A 19,739-nucleotide genomic window follows, 5' to 3' on the forward strand; every position below is an offset into this window, starting at 1 on the left:
CCCGCGCGTGCCTGCCTCCGTTCCCCAGCACGAGAGGCACCCGCCCCACCATGAACGTACGACGCAGCGCCGCCGCGCTCGCCGCCTCCGCCGTGCTCTGCGCGGGTGCCGCCCCCGCGGCCCTCGCCGCGCCCTCCCCCTCCCCGGCGCCGGTCGTCCCCTCGGGACTGTTCGGCAAGGGCGACCCGACGTACGACGGCGTGTGGCGCCAGTCGTTCGCCCTGCTCGCCCAGCGGACCGTCGGCGAGCAGCCGGCCGCGCAGGCCGTGGACTGGCTCGTCGGCCAGCAGTGCGCCGACGGCGGGTTCGCCTCCTTCCGCGCCGACGCCTCGAAGGCCTGCGACGCGAAGACCGTGCTCGACACCAACGCCACCGCGGTGGCCGTGCAGGCCCTCAAGGCGCTCGGCGGCCACGACGCGGCGGTGAAGAAGGGCGTCGACTGGCTGAAGTCCGTCCAGAACGAGGACGGCGGCTGGGCCTACGTCCCCGGCTCCCCCAGCGAGGGCAGCTCCACCTCGGTCGTCATCAGCGCGCTGGCCGTGGCGGGCGAGAAGCCCGCCGACGTGAAGTCGAAGGCGGGCAAGTCCGCGTACGACGGCCTGCTCTCCTTCCAGCTGGGCTGCTCCGCCGAGCCGGCCGCCGACCGGGGCGCCTTCGGGTACCAGCCGGCCGACGGCAAGCTCGCGGCGAACGCCGACGCGACCGCCGCCGCGACGCTGGCCGCGCTCGGCAAGGGCGCGCTCGTCGCCCCGGCCGCCGCGGACACCCCGGCCGCCGCGCTCGCCTGCCCGGCGACCGCCGGCGACCCGACGGCCGCCGCCCAGGGCGCGGCCGGGAACCTCGCCGAGGCCCTGAAGAAGGACGGCCACCTCACCGCCGTCACCCCGGGCGCCGACCAGCCCACCCCGGACACCGGCAACACCGCCGACGCGGTGATCGCCCTGGCCGCGGCCGGCCACAAGCAGTCGGCGGCCGGCGCGCTGGAGTGGCTGAAGGCCAACTCCGCCGAGTGGTCCAAGGGCAACCCGGCGGCCCTGGGCACGCTGATCCTCACCGCGCACGCCACGGGCACCGACCCGAAGGCCTTCGGGTCCACCGACCTGGTCGCCGCGCTGAACGCGACGGGCCCGGCGCCGCGGTCGGCGACCCCGAAGGCGCAGGCCTCCGAGGACGCCGACAAGAAGAAGGACGACGAGGGCTCCGGCAACGGGAACCTCTGGTGGATCATCGGCGCGGGCGCCGCGGCCGGCATGGGCATCGGCATCCTGCTGAGCGGCCGCCGGAAGAAGAACCAGATCTGATGCGCGGGCTGCCCGCTCGCCGGTTCCCGGCCCTCGCCCTCGCCTTCGGCGTCCTCCTCGTGCTGTTCGCCTCCGCCCCGGCGATGGCGTCGAGCTACCGCTACTGGTCGTTCTGGGACGGCGGTGCGAACGGTTCCTGGTCGTACGCCACCCAGGGCCCCTCGACGGCGCGCCCGGCGGACGGCTCGGTGCAGGGGTTCCGCTTCGGCGTGAGCAAGGACGCCGGGGACCAGTCCGGGCGGCCGCGCGCCGACGCCGACTTCGAGGCCGTCTGCTCCGCGACGCCCGCGGAGCAGGGCCGCAAGCGAGTGGCCCTCGTCATCGACTTCGGGCTCCCCGCGGAGGCCCCTTCGGGCGAGACCCCGCCCGGGGACGCGCCGCGCACGGCCTGCGCCCGGGTGGCGCCGGACGCCACTTCGGCGGAGGCTCTGGCGGCGGTCGCGAAGCCGCTGCGCTACAACAGCGCCGCGCTGCTGTGCGGGATCTCGGGGTACCCGCGGCAGGGCTGCGGCGAACCGATCGCCGACGGCGCCGGGCAGCGGCCGTCGGCGTCCCCTTCCTCCCCGTCGTCCCCGTCCGCGTCCTCGGCGTCGTCCTCGGGCGGGTCCGGCGGGCCCTCGGCGGGGCTCGTCGTGGGCGTCGTGGCGGTGGCCGCGCTGGCCGCGGCCGGCGTCTGGCAGTCCCGCCGCCGCGCCCGATGACGGAGCCGGCGCGCGGGCCCGGTACGGCGTCGGGCACCGGATCCGGCGTCACGCCCGCTTCCGTGTCCGGGACGGGGTCCGGCGCGGTGTCCGGGACGGGGCCCGTCGACGGGTCGGGGACCACCCACGGCGCGGCGGTCGGCGACGTGACACCGCCCCGGCGGAGCCGCCTCGCGGCGGCGAAGACCGACCCGCACGGGCCCGTGTACAAGAAGAGGCCGCACCTGGCCCCCGAGGCGCGTCGCGGGAACGCCCTGCACGCGGGGGCCTGGTGGCTGTGGGCGCTCGGGCTGGCCACGGCCGCCTCCCGGACGACCAATCCCCTCCTCCTCGGCCTGATCGTCGGCGTCGCCGGCTACGTGGTCGCCGCCCGCCGGACCTCGGCGCCGTGGGCGCGTTCGTACGGGGCGTTCGTCAAGCTCGGCCTGTTCGTCATCGGCCTGCGCCTGGTCTTCTCCATGCTGCTCGGCTCCCCGCTGCCCGGCTCGCACACCCTCTTCACCCTGCCGGAGGTTCCCCTGCCGGCCTGGGCGCAGGGCATCCGCTTCGGCGGCAGGGTGACCGCCGAGCAGCTGGTCTTCGCCTTCTACGACGGCGCGAAGCTGGCCACCCTCCTCATCTGCGTGGGCGCCGCCAACGCCCTCGCCAATCCGGCCCGGCTGCTGAAGTCCCTGCCGGCCGCCCTGTACGAGGCGGGGGTCGCCGTGGTCGTCGCCATGACGTTCGCGCCGAACATGGTCGCGGACGTGGTGCGGTTGCGGACCGCCCGCCGGCTGCGCGGACGCCCCACCGGCGGCGTCAAGGCCGTCCTCCAGATCGGTCTGCCGGTCCTGGAGGGCGCGCTGGAGCGTTCGGTGGCGGTGGCCGCCTCGATGGACGCGCGCGGGTACGGGCGCACGGCGCGGGTTCCGCCCGCGGTCCGGCACACCACCAACGCGCTCACCCTCGGCGGGCTCCTCGGCATGTGCGCGGGCACGTACGGGTTGCTCGCGGCGGAGGGCGCCGCGTTCGGCCTGCCCCTGCTCATCGTCGGGCTGGCACTGGCCCTGGCGGGCCTGCGCCTGGGCGGCCGGCGCAGCGTCCGCACCCGCTACCGGCCCGACCGCTGGGGCCTTCGGGCCTGGCTGGTCGCCGGGTCGGGGGCGGCGGTCGCGGCCCTGTTGATCTACGCGGGCACCCGGGACCCGGAGGCCCTGCGCCCGGGGGTCGTGCCCCTGGTCGCGCCCACCCTCCCGCTGTGGCCGGCGGCCGCGATCCTCATCGGCCTGCTTCCCGCCTTCGTGGCACCCGTTCCGCCGAAGGAGGCGTCGCAGTGATCCGTTTCGAGCAGGTGTCGGTGACCTACGAGGGAGCCGCCGGACCGGCGCTGCGCGGCGCGGACTTCGTCGTGCCGGAAGGGGAGTTGACCTTGCTGGTCGGCCCGTCGGGTGTCGGCAAGTCGACTCTTCTGGGGGCGGTCTGCGGGCTGGTCCCGCACTTCACGGGCGGCCGGTTGAGCGGCCGGGTCACGGTCGCGGGGCGCGACACCCGTACGCACAAGCCGCGCGAGCTCGCCGACGTGGTGGGCACGGTCGGCCAGGATCCGATGGCCCACTTCGTGACGGACGTGGTGGAGGACGAGCTGGCCTACGGCATGGAGTCGCTGGGGCTCCCGCCCGCGGTGATGCGCCGCCGGGTCGAGGAGACCCTCGACCTGCTGGGCCTCAACGAACTCCGCGACCGCCCCATCGCCACCCTCTCCGGCGGGCAGCAACAGCGGGTCGCGATCGGCTCCGTGCTGACCCCGCACCCGCGCGTGCTGGTCCTGGACGAACCCACCTCGGCGCTGGACCCGGCGGCGGCCGAGGAGGTCCTGGCGGTGCTCCAGCGGCTGGTGCACGACCTGGGCACCACGGTGCTCATGGCGGAACACCGCCTGGAGCGGGTGGTCCAGTACGCGGACCGGGTACTGCTCCTGCCGTCGCCGGGAGCGGCCCCGGTCATGGGGAGCCCGGCGGAGATCATGGCGATCTCCCCGGTGCACCCCCCGGTGATCTCCCTGGGCCGGCTCGCGGGCTGGTCCCCGCTGCCCCTGTCGGTCCGCGACGCACGCCGTCTGGCAGGCCCCCTGCGGTCCCGCCTTCCGCAGGACGCGGGGGCGGACCCGGCCCCGGCGGTGTTCGAGGCGTTCGAGGCGTTCGAGGCGGGGGTGCGGGCGCCGTCCGAACCCGCGAAGGTGCCGGGTTCGGCGGGCCGCCCCGAGGGTCCCGGCCGGCTGGCCCGGCTGCTGCGCCGCACCCCGCCCGCGCGCACCGGCGGTGCGGGTGTCGGCGTCGACGCCACGGCGGGCACGGTCGCGGCCACGGCCGCGGGCGTGTCCGTGCGTCGGGGTCGGGCCGAGGTCCTGCACGGGATCGACCTCACGATCGCCCCCGGCGAGACCGTCGCCCTCATGGGCCGCAACGGCGCCGGCAAGTCCACCCTGCTCGCGACCCTCGTCGGCACGATCGAACCGACCACCGGCAAGGTGCTCGTCGGCGGTCGCACCCCGCACCGCACCCCGCCTCGGGAGATGGTCCGCCACGTCGGGCTCGTCCCGCAGGACCCCCGGGACCTCCTCTACGCCGACACGGTCGCCGCCGAGTGCGCCGCCGCCGACTCCGACGCGGGCGCGGCACCGGGCACCTGCCGGGCCCTGGTGACGGCCCTGCTGCCGGACGTGCCCGACGACACCCACCCCCGGGACCTCTCCGAGGGGCAGCGTCTCGCGCTCGCCCTGGCCCTGGTCCTGACCGGCGAGCCGGCCCTGTTGCTGCTCGACGAGCCCACCCGCGGCCTGGACTACGCCGCCAAGGCCCGACTGATCGGGATCCTGCGGGCTCTCGCCGCGTCGGGGCACGCCGTCGTCCTGGCCACGCACGACGTGGAACTCGCCGCCGAGCTGGCGCACCGGGTGGTGATCCTGGCCGGCGGGGAGATCGTCGCGGACGGCCCTACGGCCGAGGTGGTGGTCTCCTCCCCCGCCTTCGCCCCGCAGGTGGCCAAGATCCTGGCGCCGGGGCGGTGGCTCACGGTGTCGCAGGTCGCGCGGGCCCTCTCCGGTGACTCGGGTGGCTCCGGTGGCGCCGGTGGCGCCGGGGACTCGGGTGGCTCCGGGGACTCCGGTGGCGCCGCCGACGGCACGGCCGGGGGGCTCGCCCCGTGAGCACCACGCGCACCCCCCGCACCGCCGACCCGGCTGATCCGACCGGCCCGGCAGGCCCGGCAGGCCCGGCAGGCCCGGCAGGCCCGGCAGGCCCGGCAGGCCCAGTCGACCCGGCCGGCCCCGTCGACGGCACCACCCGTACCGCCCGTTCCGCCCGTCCCGTCCGCATCGGCCCCCGCGCCGCCGTCGCGCTGGTCCTGGTCACCCTGATCGGCATCGTCGCGTTCGGCTGGCCGCTGCTCGCGGACCGGCAGTCGGGGCTGGCCCACTCCCAGGACGCGCCGTGGCTCTTCGCGGCGCTGCTGCCCCTCCTCGTCGCGGTCGTCGTGGCGACGATCGCCGACAACGGCATGGACGCCAAGGCCGTCGCGATGCTCGGCGTGCTGGCCGCCGTCGGTGCGGCGCTCAGACCGTTGGGCGCGGGTACGGCGGGCCTGGAGCCCATGTTCTTCCTGATGGTGTTGAGCGGCCGGGTGCTGGGGCCGGGCTTCGGCTTCGTCCTGGGTTCGGTGACGATGTTCGCGTCCGCCCTGCTCACGGGCGGGGTCGGGCCGTGGATGCCGTTCCAGATGCTGGCGTTGGGGTGGTTCTCGCTGGGGGCGGGTCTGCTGCCCGGTCCGGACCGCATCCGGGGGCGGGTGGAGCTGGGCATGCTCGCGGCGTACGGGTTCGTGGGGTCGTTCGCGTACGGCACGATCATGAACCTCCAGGGGTGGGTGATCCTCCAGGGCATGGGGCAGGGCGTCTCCTTCCACCCGGGGGACCCGCTGCCGGAGAACCTGGCGCGGTTCGTCGCGTACTGCCTGGCGACCTCGTTGGGCTGGGACCTGGGGCGGGCGGCGCTGACCGTCGTACTGACCCTCACCCTCGGCGCCACCCTGCTGAAGGCCCTGCGGCGGGCGACACGCAAAGCCGCCTTCGATACCCCGATTTCCTTTGATTCGGGGGTTTAGTCCGTTTCCGACCCGTCCCGCGAAAGGGGTACGGGTCGCCACGGACGGTGAGATTCGGGGCCCTGGCCGGTGACCCGCCCCACAGGACGCACGTCACATACGAACGGGACTAGTAGCCCCCAAGGGGCCCGAATCGCCCCCTCGTGAGCGGCCCCACCTGCGCGAAGGCCGGTCGACGGGCCGGGGGGTCGAAACGCCCCACCTGCGAGGGCCGCTAGTAAGAGGGGTCGTTGCCAGGCCGTCGGGGCGTCTGTAGAACTGGATGAGTCGCAAGGCGGCAGGGGTACTTCACCCCCCGCCGACGAACCCCTCTCCACCGCGTGAGTGGCTCACGCACGTCTTCGGCGTGCTTGCGGCCGTCCCCGTCCCCTACGGAAGGCCATTCCGTGTCCAACACCGTCATCCGCCGCATCACCGCCTCCAAGAAGGCCATCGCCGGTTCCGTCCTCGCCCTCGGCGTCGCCGGTTCCATGCTCGCCACGGTCCCGGCCCAGGCGGCCCCGATGAACGCCAAGTCCATCGCGCAGCAGATGATCAAGGACCCGGCCCAGTTCGAAGCCTTCTCCAAGATCGTCTCTCACGAGAGCGGCTGGAACCACACCGCCACGAACTCCTCCTCCGGTGCGTACGGCCTGGTCCAGGCCCTGCCGGCGTCGAAGATGTCCTCGGCGGGCGCGGACTGGAAGACCAACCCGGCGACCCAGATCAAGTGGGGCCTGGACTACATGAACTCCCGCTACGGCAGCCCTGTCGGCGCCTGGAACTTCTGGCAGTCCCACCACTGGTACTAAGCCGACCAGTGGCAGCGGACCCGGCAGGACCCGCCCGCGAGGCGGCGCACGACTTCCCGCCCACAAGGCGACGAGAACTTCCTCCGCGCAGCGACGCGGAACCCGCCCACAAGGCGGTGACAGACATGCGAAGGCCCCGGTGGCCGGCCTCCCCAGGTCCGGTCGTCGGGGCCTTCGGCTTCCCATCCCACTGGGTCCGAGACCGCTCGCGCGGTGGTGGTGGTGCGGACGCGGCCGTTACAGCCGCTGGATGATCGTGCCGGTGGCCAGCGCGCCGCCCGCGCACATGGTGATCAGCGCGAACTCCTTGTCGCGCCGTTCCAGCTCGTGGAGCGCGGTGGTGATCAGTCGGGCGCCGGTGGCGCCGACGGGGTGACCGAGCGCGATGCCGCCGCCGTTCACGTTGACCTTCTCCAGGTCCTGGTCGAAGACCTGTGCCCAGCTGAGGACGACGGAGGCGAAGGCCTCGTTGATCTCCACGAGGTCGATGTCCCGGAGGGACATCCCGGCCTTGCCCAGCACGGCCCGTGTCGCGTCGATCGGCCCGTCCAGGTGGTAGTGCGGGTCCGCTCCGACCAGCGTCTGGGCCACGATCCGGGCGCGCGGCTTGAGTTTCAGCGCGCGGGCCATCTTGCGCGAGGCCCACATCACGGCCGCGGCCCCGTCGGAGATCTGCGAGGAGTTCCCGGCGGTGTGCACGGCGGTCGGCATGACCGGCTTGAGTCGGGCGAGGCCCTCCATGGAGGTGTCCCGCAGCCCCTCGTCCCGGTCGACCAGCCGCCACATGCCCTGACCCGCGGCCTGCTCGGCCTCGGTGGTCGGCACCTGCACGGCGAACGTCTCGCGCTTGAAGCGCTCCTCGGCCCAGGCGGTGGCCGCCCGCTCCTGGGAGAGCACGCCCAGGGTGTCGACGTCCTCCCGGGTCAGTCCCCGATGGCGGGCGATGCGCTCGGCGGCCTCGAACTGGTTCGGGAGGTCGACGTTCCACTCGTCGGGGAAGGGCTTGCCGGGACCGTGCTTGGAGCCGGAGCCGAGGGGGACCCGGCTCATGGCCTCGACGCCGCAGGCGATGCCGATGTCCATGACCCCGCCGGAGATCATGTTGGCGACCATGTGGTTGGCCTGCTGGGAGCTGCCGCACTGACAGTCCACGGTGGTCGCGGCGGTCTCGTAGGGCAGGCCCATGGCCAGCCAGGCGTTGCGGGCGGGGTTCATCGACTGCTCGCCGGCGTGGGTGACGGTGCCGCCGACGATCTGCTCCACGCAGTCGGGCTGGATTCCGGTACGGGCGAGGAGTTCGCGGTAGGTCTCACCGAGCAGGTAGGCGGGATGAAGGTTGGCGAGGGCGCCCCCGCGCTTTCCGATGGGGGTGCGTACGGCTTCGACGATGACGGGTTCCGCGGCCATGAGCTCGTCCTCTCCTGCACGGTGCCGACGCGGCGGGCCGTCCCGGCGCCCCGCCCTGAACTAGTACGCGTTCTAGTTCCCTCCGCAGTCTTATGACCTGGAGGCCCGGCACGCAAGGGTCTTGCACGTGGCTCCACGGATTCCACACGCAACAGTTGGCGCCGGAGCCCTTGTCACTTCTGGAACTCGTTACTACCTTCGAGCCAACTTCTGATGGGCCGTCAGACCTTGGAGTCGCCCGATGCCCTGCCCCGCGCTGCCCGAAGGCTTCGACGCCACCGACCCCGACCTCCTCCAGGACCGGGTCCCCTTCCCGGAGTTCGCACAGCTCCGGCAGACCGCCCCCGTGTGGTGGTGCCCGCAGCGGCGGGGCATCACAGGTTTCGACGACGAGGGCTACTGGGCCGTGACGCGGCACGCGGACGTCAAGTACGTCTCCACGCACCCCGAGTTGTTCTCCTCGACCACCAACACGGCGATCATCCGCTTCAACGAGCACATCGCGCGCGAACAGATCGATGCCCAGCGCCTGATCATGTTGAACATGGATCCGCCGGAACACACCCGCGTCCGCCAGATCGTCCAGCGCGGCTTCACCCCGCGGGCGATCCGCGGCCTGGAAGGGGCCCTGCGGGACCGGGCACGAAAGATCGTCGAGGAGGCGGTGACCGCCTCCGCGGACGGCAGCTTCGACTTCGTGACGCAGGTGGCGTGCGAACTCCCCCTCCAGGCCATCGCCGAACTGATCGGCGTGCCGCAGGAGGACCGGCTCCGGATCTTCGACTGGTCGAACAAGATGATCGCCTACGACGACCCCGAGTACGCGATCACCGAGGAGGTCGGCTCGAACGCCGCGATGGAACTCATCGGCTACGCGATGAACCTGTCGGCGGCCCGCAAGGAGTGTCCGGCCAAGGACATCGTCACGCAGCTGGTCGCGGCCGAGGGACAGGGCAACCTGGGCTCCGACGAGTTCGGCTTCTTCGTGCTGCTGCTCGCCGTCGCGGGCAACGAAACCACGCGCAACGCCATCAGTCACGGCATGCACGCCTTCCTCACCCACCCCGAGCAGTGGGAGCTGTACAAGGCGACACGGCCGGCCACGGCGGCGGAGGAGATCGTGCGCTGGGCCACCCCGGTGGTGTCCTTCCAGCGGACCGCCACCCAGGACACCGAACTGGGCGGCCAGAAGATCAAGGCGGGCGACCGGGTGGGGATGTTCTACTCCTCCGCCAACCACGACCCCGAGGTCTTCGAGAACCCGGACGCCTTCGACATCACCCGCGACCCCAACCCCCACCTGGGCTTCGGGGGCGGCGGCCCGCACTTCTGCCTCGGCAAGTCGCTGGCCGTCATGGAGATCGACCTGATCTTCAACGCGTTGGCCGACGCGCTGCCCGACCTGCGCCTGTCCGGCGAGGGCCCGAGGCGACTGCGCGCCGCCTGGCTCAACGGCATCAAGGAACTCCGGGTCAGCGGCCGCTGACCCGCGGCGGGGGCGGGGGCGGCGGGGGTGGGGGCGGCGGGGCCGTTCCACCCCATGCCCGGCCCGTGCCGTCCGCCGGCCCGTCACGTTCCGGTCGTGACCTTCCGGTTATGGCTTTCCCGTCGTGACGTTCCGGTGGTGGCCCTCCCGTCGTGACGTTCCGGTTGCGGCCCTCCCGTTGTGACGTTCCGGTTGCGATGTTCCGGTTGTGACCTTCTTGGCCGTTGTCCCGGAGCCGGTGGCGCGGCACACTTCGCGGATGAACCTTCAGGACGAACGCGGGCCCGCCGACGCCGTGGAAGCACGCTGGCAGCGGATGCCCTTGACGTGGCAGTTGGTCCTCGACCGCGCCGACTCCAAGACCATGGGCCAGGGCGTCCTGGCGCTGATAGAAGCGGCCTCGAAGGAACCCAGACTCAGACGGCTGTACCCGTTCACCAGTCATTGGACCCTGTGGTTCAGCTCCCGTACGAGCCCCCCGTTCAACGTGGGCGTGCCGGCGGTCGAGCCGCTGGCCGACGGCCGGTTCCGGGTGCGCGGCCCCCGCATGACGAACGTGATCGGCGAGACGGACACCGCCGAAGCGGCCATCGCCCTCGTGGTGGCCCAACTTCCACCGGACTAGACGGTCTCCTTCGGATCCTGCCCGACCCGCGCCGCCCGACCCACGCCGCCCGGCGCCGCGTTGTCGGGCCCGCCCCGGTACGTCCGGTGCCGTGCGGGAGCGCCGAGTGGCGGGAGCGCCGTACCGGGCGGATCCTGGACGGACGCGGCGATCCACCGAAGGGGTGCCGGAGCGGTGTCGAGACCGTTCCGGCACCCCTTCGGCCGCGCTCCGCGCCCGACCGGCACCCCGTGGGATCCGCAGGGCTCCGCGCTCCCACCCGACCCGCCGTCAGGCGGTGGTGCGCTCCCCTGCCGCGCGGGTGCTGCCCTCCTGCTCGGGGGCCCGGGGCCGCGGCAGCGTCAACCCGGAGTCGGCCCCGCCCTGCGCGCCGCGCGGCCCGGAAAGTACGTGGACCAGCCCGAACCCGGCGCCGACGACGAGGGCTCCGCCGACCGCGTCGAGCACCCAGTGGTTCGCGGTGGCCACGATCGCGCACACCGTGATCAGCGGGTGGAGGGCGCCCAGCAGCTTCTGCCACCCTTTCGGGGCGAGTACGACGATCACGATCCCGCACCACAGCGACCAGCCGAAGTGCAGCGAGGGCATGGCCGCGTACTGGTTGGAGATCGCGGTCATCGCCCCGTACTGCGGGTTCGCGAGGTCCTGCACCCCGTGCACGGTGTCGACGAACCCGAGGTCGGGCATCAGGCGTGGCGGTGCGAGCGGGTACAGCCAGAAGCCGACGAGCGCGAGGACCGTGGCCAGCCCCAGCGAGGCGCGCGCCCAGCGGTAGTCGGCGGGGCGGCGCCAGTACAGGACCGCCAGGATCCCCATGGGGACGACGAAGTGAAAGGAGGTGTAGTAGAAGTCGAAGAACGCCTCCAGCCAGGGCGTGTTCACCACGGCGTGGTTGACGGCGTACTCGATGTCGATGCCGAGCGCCTTCTCGATGCCGTGGATCCGGCTGCCGTTGGCCTCCGCGAGGTCGCGGCCCGCCGTGGCGGCGGCCCGGATGTGCGAGTAGATCGAGTAGCCGACCCGTATCAACAGCAGTTCCAGCAGCAGGTTCGGGCGGGACAGCACGCGCCGCCAGAACGGCAGCAGCGGCACCCGGGACCAGCGCGCGGCGGCGGGCCGGCCGTACGCGGTGGGCACGGGCTCTCGCCAGTACGGCGAGGAAAGCGACAGGAACGGCACCGCGCACGCCGCCGCGAGGGCGGCCAGCAGCAGCACGTTGTCCCGTACGAGGGCCAGCACACCCAGGTTCGGCAGCAGCACGGCGCTGGGCAGGATCACGGCGAGCACGACGGCGACCGGCCAGACGGTGCGGTCGGCGGCCCGCCTGCCCACCCTGCCGGCGACGGCGAGCAGCACCCACAGCAGTTGGTGGCGCCAGCCCTCCGGGGACACGGCGACGGCCACACAGCCGGTGATCGCGACGGCGAGCAGCAGTTGGCCGTCCCGGGCGTACCGGACCGCGCGGCGCAGCCCGATCCACAGGATCACGCCCGCGAGCGCCGCGTACAGGGCGATCTCGGCGGGTCCGCTCAGGCCGAGGCGGAGCAGCGCGCCGTGCACGGACTGGTTGGCGAGGCCGTCGGGGGCGCGACCGAGGCCGGTGCCGGCGAGGTGCTCGACCCAGTACGTCCACGAGTCGCGCGGCAGCGAGGCCCAGGACAGGGCGGTCGCGCCCGCGAACGTCACGGCGGCGGCCCCGGCGGTGGGGCGGCGCCCGGTCAGCCACAACAGCGCTGCGAACAGCAGCAGTCCGGGCTGCAGGGCGGCCGCGAGACCGACGAGGAACCCGGTGGGGCGTTCGCCGGGCACCCGGAAGACGGCGAGCAACACCAACAGCACGGGCAGGACGGCGGTCTGACCCGGCGACGCGGCCTCGCGCACGGGCAACGAGACCATCATCAGGGCGACCAGCACGGGCGCCGCCGGCAACGCGGCACGCCGGGGCACCGGATCGGGCAGGCCTCGCGCGGCGACCAGCCCGATCGCGGCGACGAACAGCAGGGTGGCGCAGGTCCAGGCCACTTCCAGGGAGGGCGCCGCGAGACCGGCCAGCGGCTTCAGGACCAGTCCCGCGAAAGGGGTGCCGGTGAACTGGCCGGATCCGCTCTCGTAGAGCGAGCCCGACAGACCGTCCGGGAGGTGGAAGCCGTCGAGCCATCGCGTCGGCGGCACCCGCAACACGGCGACGGCCTGTCTGACCGCGAGCGCGCCCGCGAGCGCCCACAGCAGGAGGTGCAGGGCTCCCGGTCTGCCGCGATCGTCCATGACCCCGACGTGTCCGTTACCACCGCCGTGCTCTGCCGCGTCAGCCACGCCTCGCCGGCCTCCCGCCCTGTCGGCCGCAACCTCGACTTCGCCAGGCTGCCGCGCCCCACGCACCACTTGATTACCCGAAGGACGATATCCCTCGCGGATCCCTAGGATGGCGTCCATGAGCATCGTGAAGATCAACGCACTGACCGTCCCGGCCGAGCAGCGAGAGGTGCTGGAGCAGCGCTTCGCCTCGCGGGCGGGAGCCGTGGAGGGTTCGGACGGCTTCGAGTGGTTCGAGCTGCTGCGCCCCGTGGAGGGCACCGACCAGTACCTCGTCTACACGCGGTGGCGTTCCGAGGAGGACTTCCAGGCGTGGATGGACGGCCCGATGAAGGCGGCCCACCAGGGCGGCGGCGCGGGTGGCGGCGAGCGGCCGAAGCCGGCGGCCTCCGGGTCCTCGGTGTGGTCGTTCGAGGTCGTCCAGCAGGCGGCGCCGAAGCAGGCGTGAACGAGCGCGGCGGAAGGCCCGGGGCCCTGGCCCCGGGCCTTCCGGCCGGTCGGGTCGGAGCGGGTCTGAGCGAGTCGGATCTGCTGTCGGATCGGGTCGGGTCGGATGTCGGGTCGGGTCGCATCGGGTCGGCCGGCGGCGGCAGGCGGCAGGCGGCAGGCGGCAGGCGGCAGATCGGACCGGCAGTCGGATCGTCAGGCCAGACCGGCAGGCCGGCAGGCCACACCGCCAGGTCGACAGGTCGGCAGATCAGACCGTCACATCGGCAGGTCAGGTCGGGCGGACCAGAACGCGTCGGCTTCGTCGATGTCCTCGGTGCAGCCGTCGATGTCGGTGATCTTGTGCCCGACGATCGTGAAGAACAGCCCTTCTCGGATCTCGATCCCCCGGTCACCCCGGTCGCCGCGCGCGGTGTGGAAGCTCATGACGTGGCCGCGGCCGTCGGCCATGACCGACTCCAGGTGGAGCCGGAGCGTCCCGTTCGTCTCCTCCGCGAGGCGGCGGTAGAGGCCCATGACGGCTTCCCGCCCCTTGTGATGCCCCGACAACGGGTTGTTTCCGGGCATGTGGTGGATGACGTCGGCCGTCATCATCGCGCCCAACGCCTCCAGGTCGCCCTTGCCGAAAGCCTCGTAGCCGCGGCGGATCAGGGCACAGTCAGGATGCTCCGACATGACGGTTCACGCCCTCCATGTACACGATTTGTCCTTTTCACTATCATCGGCCCGCCCCTGTGGATAATCCAACGCGGACCTCCCCTCTCCTCTCGCACAATGACGCCATGAACAGCGACAACGACGCCATCACCACCACGGGCACCTGGAAGGTCGCCCCGGAACCGTTCACCACTCCCGACGGAACGGCCCTGCGCCGCGCGTACTACGCGGAGGTCGCCGGGCGGTATTGGAAGCGCTCCGTCACCGAGGCGGAGATCGACCAGGGCATGCTCGACTTCCCCGCCGACGACCTCCTGCCACCCACGGGCCGCTTCGTCGTCGGCAGACTCGACGGCCGGGCCCTGGCCTGCGGCGGCATACGTCTGCTGGACCCCGTCACCGCCGAGCTCACTCGGGTGTACGTCGACCGGCGCGCCCGCGGTACCGGAGGCGGGGCGGCGCTGCTCACCGCCCTGGAGGACGCGGGCCGCGCGCTGGGCGCCGAGCGCGTACGGCTGGACACCCGGTCCGACCTGGTGGAGGCCCGGGCGCTGTACTCACGGCACGGGTACGCGGAGATACCCGCGTACAACTCCGGCCCCTATGCGGAGCACTGGTTCGAGAAGCCCCTGGTGTAGTCGTCACACAGGGCCCGCGGCACATAGGCCCTGAGGCGGGATTCAGGGGGCGACAGGGGCTCAGGGGGCGACACGGGTTCAGGGGGCGGCGTGGTCCCGGCGCGGCAGCGTGTCGTAGGGCTCCTCGGAGTCTGATCCGCACAGTTCCGCGTTGAGTTCCTCGACCAGCTTGATCAGGTCGGTCGGCCGGTTCGGGCCCCACCAGTCGCCGAGCAGTTCGGCGAGCGATTCCTGCCGGGCGGCGGCCAGCCGGGCGGCGCTCTCACGGCCCGGGTCGGTCAGGACCAGGGACAGCCCGTCGCGTACCGCGAGTCCGCGCCCCTCGACCTGCCGGGCCGCGTCCGTGATCACCTTGATCGGCACGCCGGTGCGGTCGGCGAGCACCGACGGGTCCGTCGATCCGTACTTCTTGATCCGCAGCAGCATCCAGCTGGACGCGGGCAACAGGTCGTATCCCGCCTTCGCGGTGATCTTCTCGTAGACGTGCCGGCGGCCCTCACGGGTCCCGAGGACCGACAGTGCGCGGGCGACCTCTTCGTGTGAGGACCGCTGGACGGGGTTGGAGGCGAGGGTCTCGGTCACATCGGGTGCGGTGACGGATGCGCGGAGCTTGTCCTCCTTGAGGAACCAGGCCACCACGAAGGCGACGAGCACCATGGGCACGGCATACAGGAAGACGTCGGTGATGGAGGTGGAGTAGGCGTCGAGCGCCCGGGTGCGCAGGTCGGCGGGGAGTCCTCCGATGGCCCGCGGGTCGGCCTCCAGCCCCGCGACGGTCACACCGGCCGGCAGCTGCGCACCGGCCAGCGCGGAGGAGAGCTGGTCGTCGAGCCGGTTGGTGAAGATCGTGCCGAAGATGGCGACGCCGAAGGAGGCTCCGATGGAGCGGAAGAAGGTGGCGCCGGAGGTGGCGACTCCGAGGTCCTCGTAGCTGACCGCGTTCTGCACGACGAGGACGAGGACCTGCATGACCAGGCCGAGTCCGGTTCCGAAGACGAAGAAGTAGATCCCCATCTCCCAGTCGGAGCTGGTGCGCTGCAACTGGTGCAGGAGCAGCAGTCCGATGGCGGTCACGCCCGTACCGGCGATCGGGAAGACCTTCCAGCGCCCGGTGCGGCTGACGATCTGCCCGGAGACGGTGGAGGCGATCAGCAGGCCGAACACCATCGGCAACATGTGGACGCCGGACATCGTCGGCGAGACGCCCCGGACGATCTGGAGGAACGTCGGCAGGTAGACCATCGCGCCGAACATCGCGAAGCCGATGACGAAGCTGATCACCGAGCAGAGGGTGAAGGTACGGATCGCGAACAGTTTCAGCGGCAGGACCGGTTCGGCGGCCCGCCGCTCGACGAGGACGAAGGCGACCAGGAGGACGGCGCCGAGAACGGCCAGACCGATGATCTGGGCCGAACCCCAGGCCCAGGTGGTACCGCCGAGAGAAGCGACGAGGACGAGGCAGGTGGCGACGGAGGCGATGAGGAAGGTGCCGAGGTAGTCGATGGTGTGCTTGGTGGAGCGCACCGGGATGTGGAGGGCCGCGGCGATGACGGCGAGGGCGACGAGACCGATGGGGATGTTGATGTAGAAGACCCAGCGCCAGGTCAGATGGTCCACGAACAGGCCGCCCAGCAGCGGCCCGAGGACGCTGGTCGCTCCGAAGACGGCGCCGAAGAGCCCTTGGTACTTGCCGCGTTCACGGGGCGGGACGATGTCCCCGACGATCGCCATGGACAACACCATCAGCCCGCCGCCGCCCAGGCCCTGGAGGGCTCGGAAGCCGATGAGCTGCGCCATGTCCTGGGCGATCCCGCACAGCGCGGACCCGATCAGGAAGATCACGATCGCGTACTGGAACAGCCTCTTGCGCCCGTACTGGTCACCGAGCTTGCCCCACAGCGGCGTGGCGGCGGTGGAGGCGAGCATGTAGGCGGTGACGACCCAGGACAGGTGCTCCATGCCGCCGAGCTCACTGACGATGGTCGGCAGGGCGGTGGAGACGATGGTCTGGTCGAGTGCGGCGATCAGCAGCCCCAGCAGCAGGGCGCCGATGGAAACGAGTACGTCACGTGAGGCGCGCTCACCGCCGGGGCCGGGTTGCACGGCCGATGCGGTCACATCCTGGGCCATCGACTCCTCCTCAGGCCGGATCAACATTTCCATCCTGAGCGGTGTGTCCGGTTATGGCCTCTCGGGAGGGTTGGGTCGGGCCTGGCGGGTCTGCATAATCGCAGGCAGTGGCCAGGGAGGGTTCCAGTGAGCGCTGAGCGCTGTCCAGAATGCGGCGCCGAGGGCGTCGGCTGCGAGTGCGCGCCGGGGGCGGGTTTCAACCCCCTGCGCATTCGCCCGTACGTATCCCTGTCCGACCCCGGGCAGTCGGGATCCGCTTCGGCGTACCCGCAGCCGGTGCTGGGCGCGATGGCCGATCCGGCCCGGCCATCGGCCGGCAACCCGTTCGGCCCGTTCGGCCCGCCCGGCGAAGCCCCGACGGAGCTGCTGCCCCCGGTCCCGCCGGCAGCCGCGCCTTCGCACGACACCCCGGCGTACGGCATACCCGTACCGCCGCAGCCGCCGCAGGCCTGGTCGGACCACACGATCCCCCTGCGCCCGGTCCCGCCCACGGCGACCGGCGCCCCGGCTCCGCACACCCCGCGCGGGGCCCCTGCGGGCCCCCCGCCGGGCGCCGCGCCCCGTCCCACCGGCGGGGGCGGGGGCCCGAGGAAGCGCAAGCGGCTCGTCCTGCTCCTGGCAGGCGCCTGCACCGTGGTGGCCCTAGGTGGTACGGCGCTGGCACTGGCGCTGGGGGGATCCTCGGAGCCCGGGAAGACCGATACCGCGCTGTTGGACGCGAAGCCGTCGGGCCCCGTGGCGAGCCTGGCTCCGACCGGTTCGCCGGAGGCTTCACCCAGCCCGAAGGCAAGCCGGTCGGCCTCGCCGTCACCGTCCGCGTCCCGTTCCGCGTCACCGAGCGCGAGCGCATCGCGTTCCGCGTCGCCCTCCCCCACGCCGAGCACGTCCCGTTCCACCGCGCCGCCCACCTCGACCCCTCCGCCGAAGCCGAGCCGCACCCCCAAGCCCCAGTCACCCCCACCGCCGCCGGTGCAGGGTCCGACCCTGGCGTACGGAGACTCCGGATCAGAGGTGAAGAAGCTCCAGCAGCTCCTGTCGGGGCAGGGTCTGTACCGCGGCAGGGTGGACGGCAGGTACGGCAGGTCGGTGGAGAACGCGGTGTCGGAGTTCCAGTGGTACAACGACATCCAAGGTGACCCCTGGGGCGTCTACGGCCCCGCCACCCGCCGCGCACTGGAGGGCTAGGCGGACGCCGACCCCGGTCCATTCCAGCCTCGCCGGCGTTTGAGGCGCGGGGTGCGGGGCGGAGCCCCGAAGATCCCGGCGCAGCCGGGGCCGCTTCGCGCAACGGCGCCCGGCCCGTCGCACGCGCGCCCGCCCGCCCGGCAACCCGCCCCGCCACCAACGCCTCCCCCCGGTGACCCATCGGGGTCCGGCCGGCGACTCGGTCGTGTGCCGTTCGTCACCGCCCCCGGCCGTCGAGCCGGCAGCCGCATTCTCAACTCGCCACCCCACCAGCCGAGTTGACCAGCAATGCCGCACACGCCACACCACACCCCCACCCCTGAAGGACTCCCCGCCGGGCGCACGGTGGCGCGGACCGCCTCAGATTTTGTATCGTGTGGGAACAAAGTGGTTCCGCCTTCACTCCCTGACCGGTGGGCGGAACCACTTGTTCTTTTTCCCGCCCCGTCTGGAGCCCCGCCGATGCCGGCCAGCACCACCGCCTCGACCTCGACCGTCCTCACCGCCAAGGCTCTGCTCCTGGACATGGACGGCACCATCGTCAACTCCGACGCCGTGGTCGAACGCTGCTGGCGCGACTGGGCCGTATCCCACGGGCTCGACCCGCACGAGGCCCTCAAGGTGGTCCACGGGCGTCAGGGTTACGCCACGATGGCCATCCTTCTGCCCGAGCGGCCGATGGAGCTCAACCACGCCGAGAACGTCGAGATGCTCGCCCGCGAGACCGCCGACACCGACGGCGTGGTTCCGGTCGGCGGCGCGCCGGAGTTCATGGCCGCCATCGCCGACCTCCCGCACGCACTGGTCACCTCCGCCGACGCCGCGCTGGCCCGGGCCCGGATGACGGCCGCATCACTGCCCATGCCCGAGGTACGGGTGACGGCCGAGTCGGTAGGGGCCAGCAAGCCCGACCCCGAGGGGTTCCTCAAGGGCGCCGCCGAGTTGGGTGTGGATCCGGCCGACTGCATCGTCCTCGAAGACTCCGCCGCAGGTATCGCCGCAGGCCAGGCCGCCGGGATGCGGGTCATCGGCATCGGCTCCAGGGCCGCCGCGCACGGCCCCACGGCCCACGTGCTCGACCTGACGTCGATCCGCGTCCACACGACCCCGGACGGAACCATCCACCTCACGCTCACCCCCACCGTCTGACCCACAGACCGAAAAGGCGCGTGGCCCGGTTGACCGCCGGGCCGCGCGCCTTTTCACATGCGCCCACAGGGCCCGCAGGGCACGACACGCGGCGCCCGCAGGCACGTGGGGCACACAGCGCTCACAGGCACCTAGGGCCCGCAGGCACGTAGGACCCGCAGGCCCGCAGACCCGCAGGGCTCACAGGGTCAGCAGCACACGCAGACCCGCAGGGCCAGCAGAACACGCAGCGCTCACAGGACCCGCAGGGCCCACAGCACACGCAGGCCACGTAGGGCACGCAGCGCTCACAGGCACACAGGCCAGGTAGGGCGCACAGGCGCACAGGACCCGCAGGGCCCACAGCGCACGCAGGGCACGTAGGGAGTCGACAGGCCCGCCACCCACCCATGCGCACGCCCCGACCCGCGCACGCCACCCTCCCGGATCCGAGCCCGACAGGCCGCCCGCCCGCGCCACCGGCAACGTCCGGGCCGGCCCCCTTCGCACCCCGCAGCACCACCCCATCCCGCACTCCGCCGCGCCCCCACTCCGCCGCGCGCCCCGTCCCGCACCCCATATCCCGCATCCCGTCCCGCACCCTCCCCGCCACCCCGTCGCGCGCCGCCGATCCGCCCCGCCGATCCGCCCGCCACCCGACCCGAAGCGCCGGATCGCACGCCGGAGCAGATATCGGATCGCACGCCGGAGCGGATGCCCGCCCGCGCATCCACCCCTGCGCCGGGTGGCGGCCCCCGGAGTCCCCCGGCCGGCACCACCCGCCGCCCCACAC

16 protein-coding genes are annotated in these 19,739 nt (G+C 72.8%); 12 read left to right on the plus strand and 4 right to left on the minus strand.

The window, feature by feature from the left end; translation table 11 throughout:
- The first annotated feature begins 50 nt into the window (after window positions 1-50).
- The 6 genes from OHA84_RS12465 to OHA84_RS12490 all read left to right on the plus strand — a co-directional run bounded on the left by OHA84_RS12465 (window position 51) and on the right by OHA84_RS12490 (window position 6,930).
- Window positions 51-1,301, plus strand: coding sequence for a prenyltransferase/squalene oxidase repeat-containing protein (locus tag OHA84_RS12465; RefSeq protein WP_266947357.1), 1,251 nt, complete (start codon window positions 51-53; stop codon window positions 1,299-1,301).
- Window positions 1,301-2,002, plus strand: coding sequence for an SCO2322 family protein (locus OHA84_RS12470; protein WP_266971702.1), 702 nt, complete (start codon window positions 1,301-1,303; stop codon window positions 2,000-2,002). Before OHA84_RS12465 ends, OHA84_RS12470 begins: the two co-directional genes overlap by 1 nt.
- A 62-nt stretch (window positions 2,003-2,064) precedes the next feature.
- Window positions 2,065-3,318 carry an energy-coupling factor transporter transmembrane component T gene (locus OHA84_RS12475; protein ID WP_371591366.1) on the plus strand — a complete coding sequence of 418 codons (1,254 nt, stop codon included), beginning with the start codon at window positions 2,065-2,067 and terminating at the stop codon, window positions 3,316-3,318.
- Window positions 3,315-5,186 (plus strand): ABC transporter ATP-binding protein, encoded by a 1,872-nt coding sequence (locus OHA84_RS12480; RefSeq protein WP_266971700.1) that lies wholly within the window; start codon window positions 3,315-3,317, stop codon window positions 5,184-5,186. Before OHA84_RS12475 ends, OHA84_RS12480 begins: the two co-directional genes overlap by 4 nt.
- A 167-nt stretch (window positions 5,187-5,353) precedes the next feature.
- Complete coding sequence (locus OHA84_RS12485; protein WP_266974098.1) at window positions 5,354-6,139, plus strand: ECF transporter S component; 786 nt, start codon at window positions 5,354-5,356, stop codon at window positions 6,137-6,139.
- A 386-nt stretch (window positions 6,140-6,525) separates the two neighbouring features.
- Entirely contained in the window at window positions 6,526-6,930 is a 405-nt protein-coding gene (locus OHA84_RS12490; protein ID WP_053679041.1) for a transglycosylase SLT domain-containing protein, read from the plus strand.
- 237 nt (window positions 6,931-7,167) lie between these two features.
- Here the strand turns inward: OHA84_RS12490 and OHA84_RS12495 are convergent, their stop codons facing one another.
- Window positions 7,168-8,337, minus strand: coding sequence for a steroid 3-ketoacyl-CoA thiolase (locus OHA84_RS12495; protein ID WP_053679039.1), 1,170 nt, complete (start codon window positions 8,335-8,337; stop codon window positions 7,168-7,170).
- Window positions 8,338-8,578: 241 nt separating this feature from the next.
- Between OHA84_RS12495 and OHA84_RS12500 the strand changes: the two genes are divergently transcribed.
- On the plus strand, window positions 8,579-9,823 hold the full coding sequence (locus OHA84_RS12500) for a cytochrome P450 (protein ID WP_266971699.1): 1,245 nt from the start codon (window positions 8,579-8,581) through the stop codon (window positions 9,821-9,823).
- A gap of 259 nt (window positions 9,824-10,082) precedes the next feature.
- Entirely contained in the window at window positions 10,083-10,448 is a 366-nt protein-coding gene (locus tag OHA84_RS12505) for a DUF6193 family natural product biosynthesis protein (RefSeq protein ID WP_053679035.1), read from the plus strand.
- Window positions 10,449-10,718: 270 nt separating this feature from the next.
- On the opposite strand, the gene OHA84_RS12510 is transcribed toward OHA84_RS12505, so the two are convergent.
- Window positions 10,719-12,761, minus strand: coding sequence for a bifunctional glycosyltransferase 87/phosphatase PAP2 family protein (locus tag OHA84_RS12510; RefSeq protein ID WP_371591367.1), 2,043 nt, complete (start codon window positions 12,759-12,761; stop codon window positions 10,719-10,721).
- Window positions 12,762-12,879: 118 nt separating this feature from the next.
- On the opposite strand from OHA84_RS12510, the gene OHA84_RS12515 reads away from it, so the two are divergent.
- Window positions 12,880-13,209, plus strand: coding sequence for an antibiotic biosynthesis monooxygenase (locus OHA84_RS12515; protein WP_053679033.1), 330 nt, complete (start codon window positions 12,880-12,882; stop codon window positions 13,207-13,209).
- A gap of 257 nt (window positions 13,210-13,466) precedes the next feature.
- Here the strand turns inward: OHA84_RS12515 and OHA84_RS12520 are convergent, their stop codons facing one another.
- Window positions 13,467-13,883, minus strand: a complete 417-nt coding sequence (locus OHA84_RS12520) for a nuclear transport factor 2 family protein (protein WP_266971698.1) — start codon at window positions 13,881-13,883, stop codon at window positions 13,467-13,469.
- Between the two features lie 107 nt (window positions 13,884-13,990).
- Here OHA84_RS12520 and OHA84_RS12525 point away from each other — a divergent pair, with 107 nt between their 5' ends.
- Window positions 13,991-14,503: a GNAT family N-acetyltransferase gene (locus OHA84_RS12525; RefSeq protein ID WP_053679029.1), complete on the plus strand. Its 513-nt coding sequence runs from the start codon at window positions 13,991-13,993 to the stop codon at window positions 14,501-14,503.
- A gap of 78 nt (window positions 14,504-14,581) precedes the next feature.
- Here OHA84_RS12525 and OHA84_RS12530 read toward each other — a convergent pair whose 3' ends face one another.
- The gene (locus tag OHA84_RS12530; protein WP_266947375.1) at window positions 14,582-16,660 is read right to left on the minus strand and encodes an MFS transporter; all 2,079 of its coding nucleotides are present in this window, start codon (window positions 16,658-16,660) and stop codon (window positions 14,582-14,584) included.
- Between the two features lie 99 nt (window positions 16,661-16,759).
- On the opposite strand from OHA84_RS12530, the gene OHA84_RS12535 reads away from it, so the two are divergent.
- On the plus strand, window positions 16,760-17,818 hold the full coding sequence (locus tag OHA84_RS12535; protein WP_266971696.1) for a peptidoglycan-binding protein: 1,059 nt from the start codon (window positions 16,760-16,762) through the stop codon (window positions 17,816-17,818).
- A 462-nt stretch (window positions 17,819-18,280) separates the two neighbouring features.
- Window positions 18,281-18,967, plus strand: coding sequence for an HAD-IA family hydrolase (locus tag OHA84_RS12540; protein ID WP_266947379.1), 687 nt, complete (start codon window positions 18,281-18,283; stop codon window positions 18,965-18,967).
- Window positions 18,968-19,739 lie beyond the last annotated feature (772 nt).

Source organism: Streptomyces sp. NBC_00513 (genome assembly GCF_041431415.1).
GTDB lineage: Bacteria > Actinomycetota > Actinomycetes > Streptomycetales > Streptomycetaceae > Streptomyces.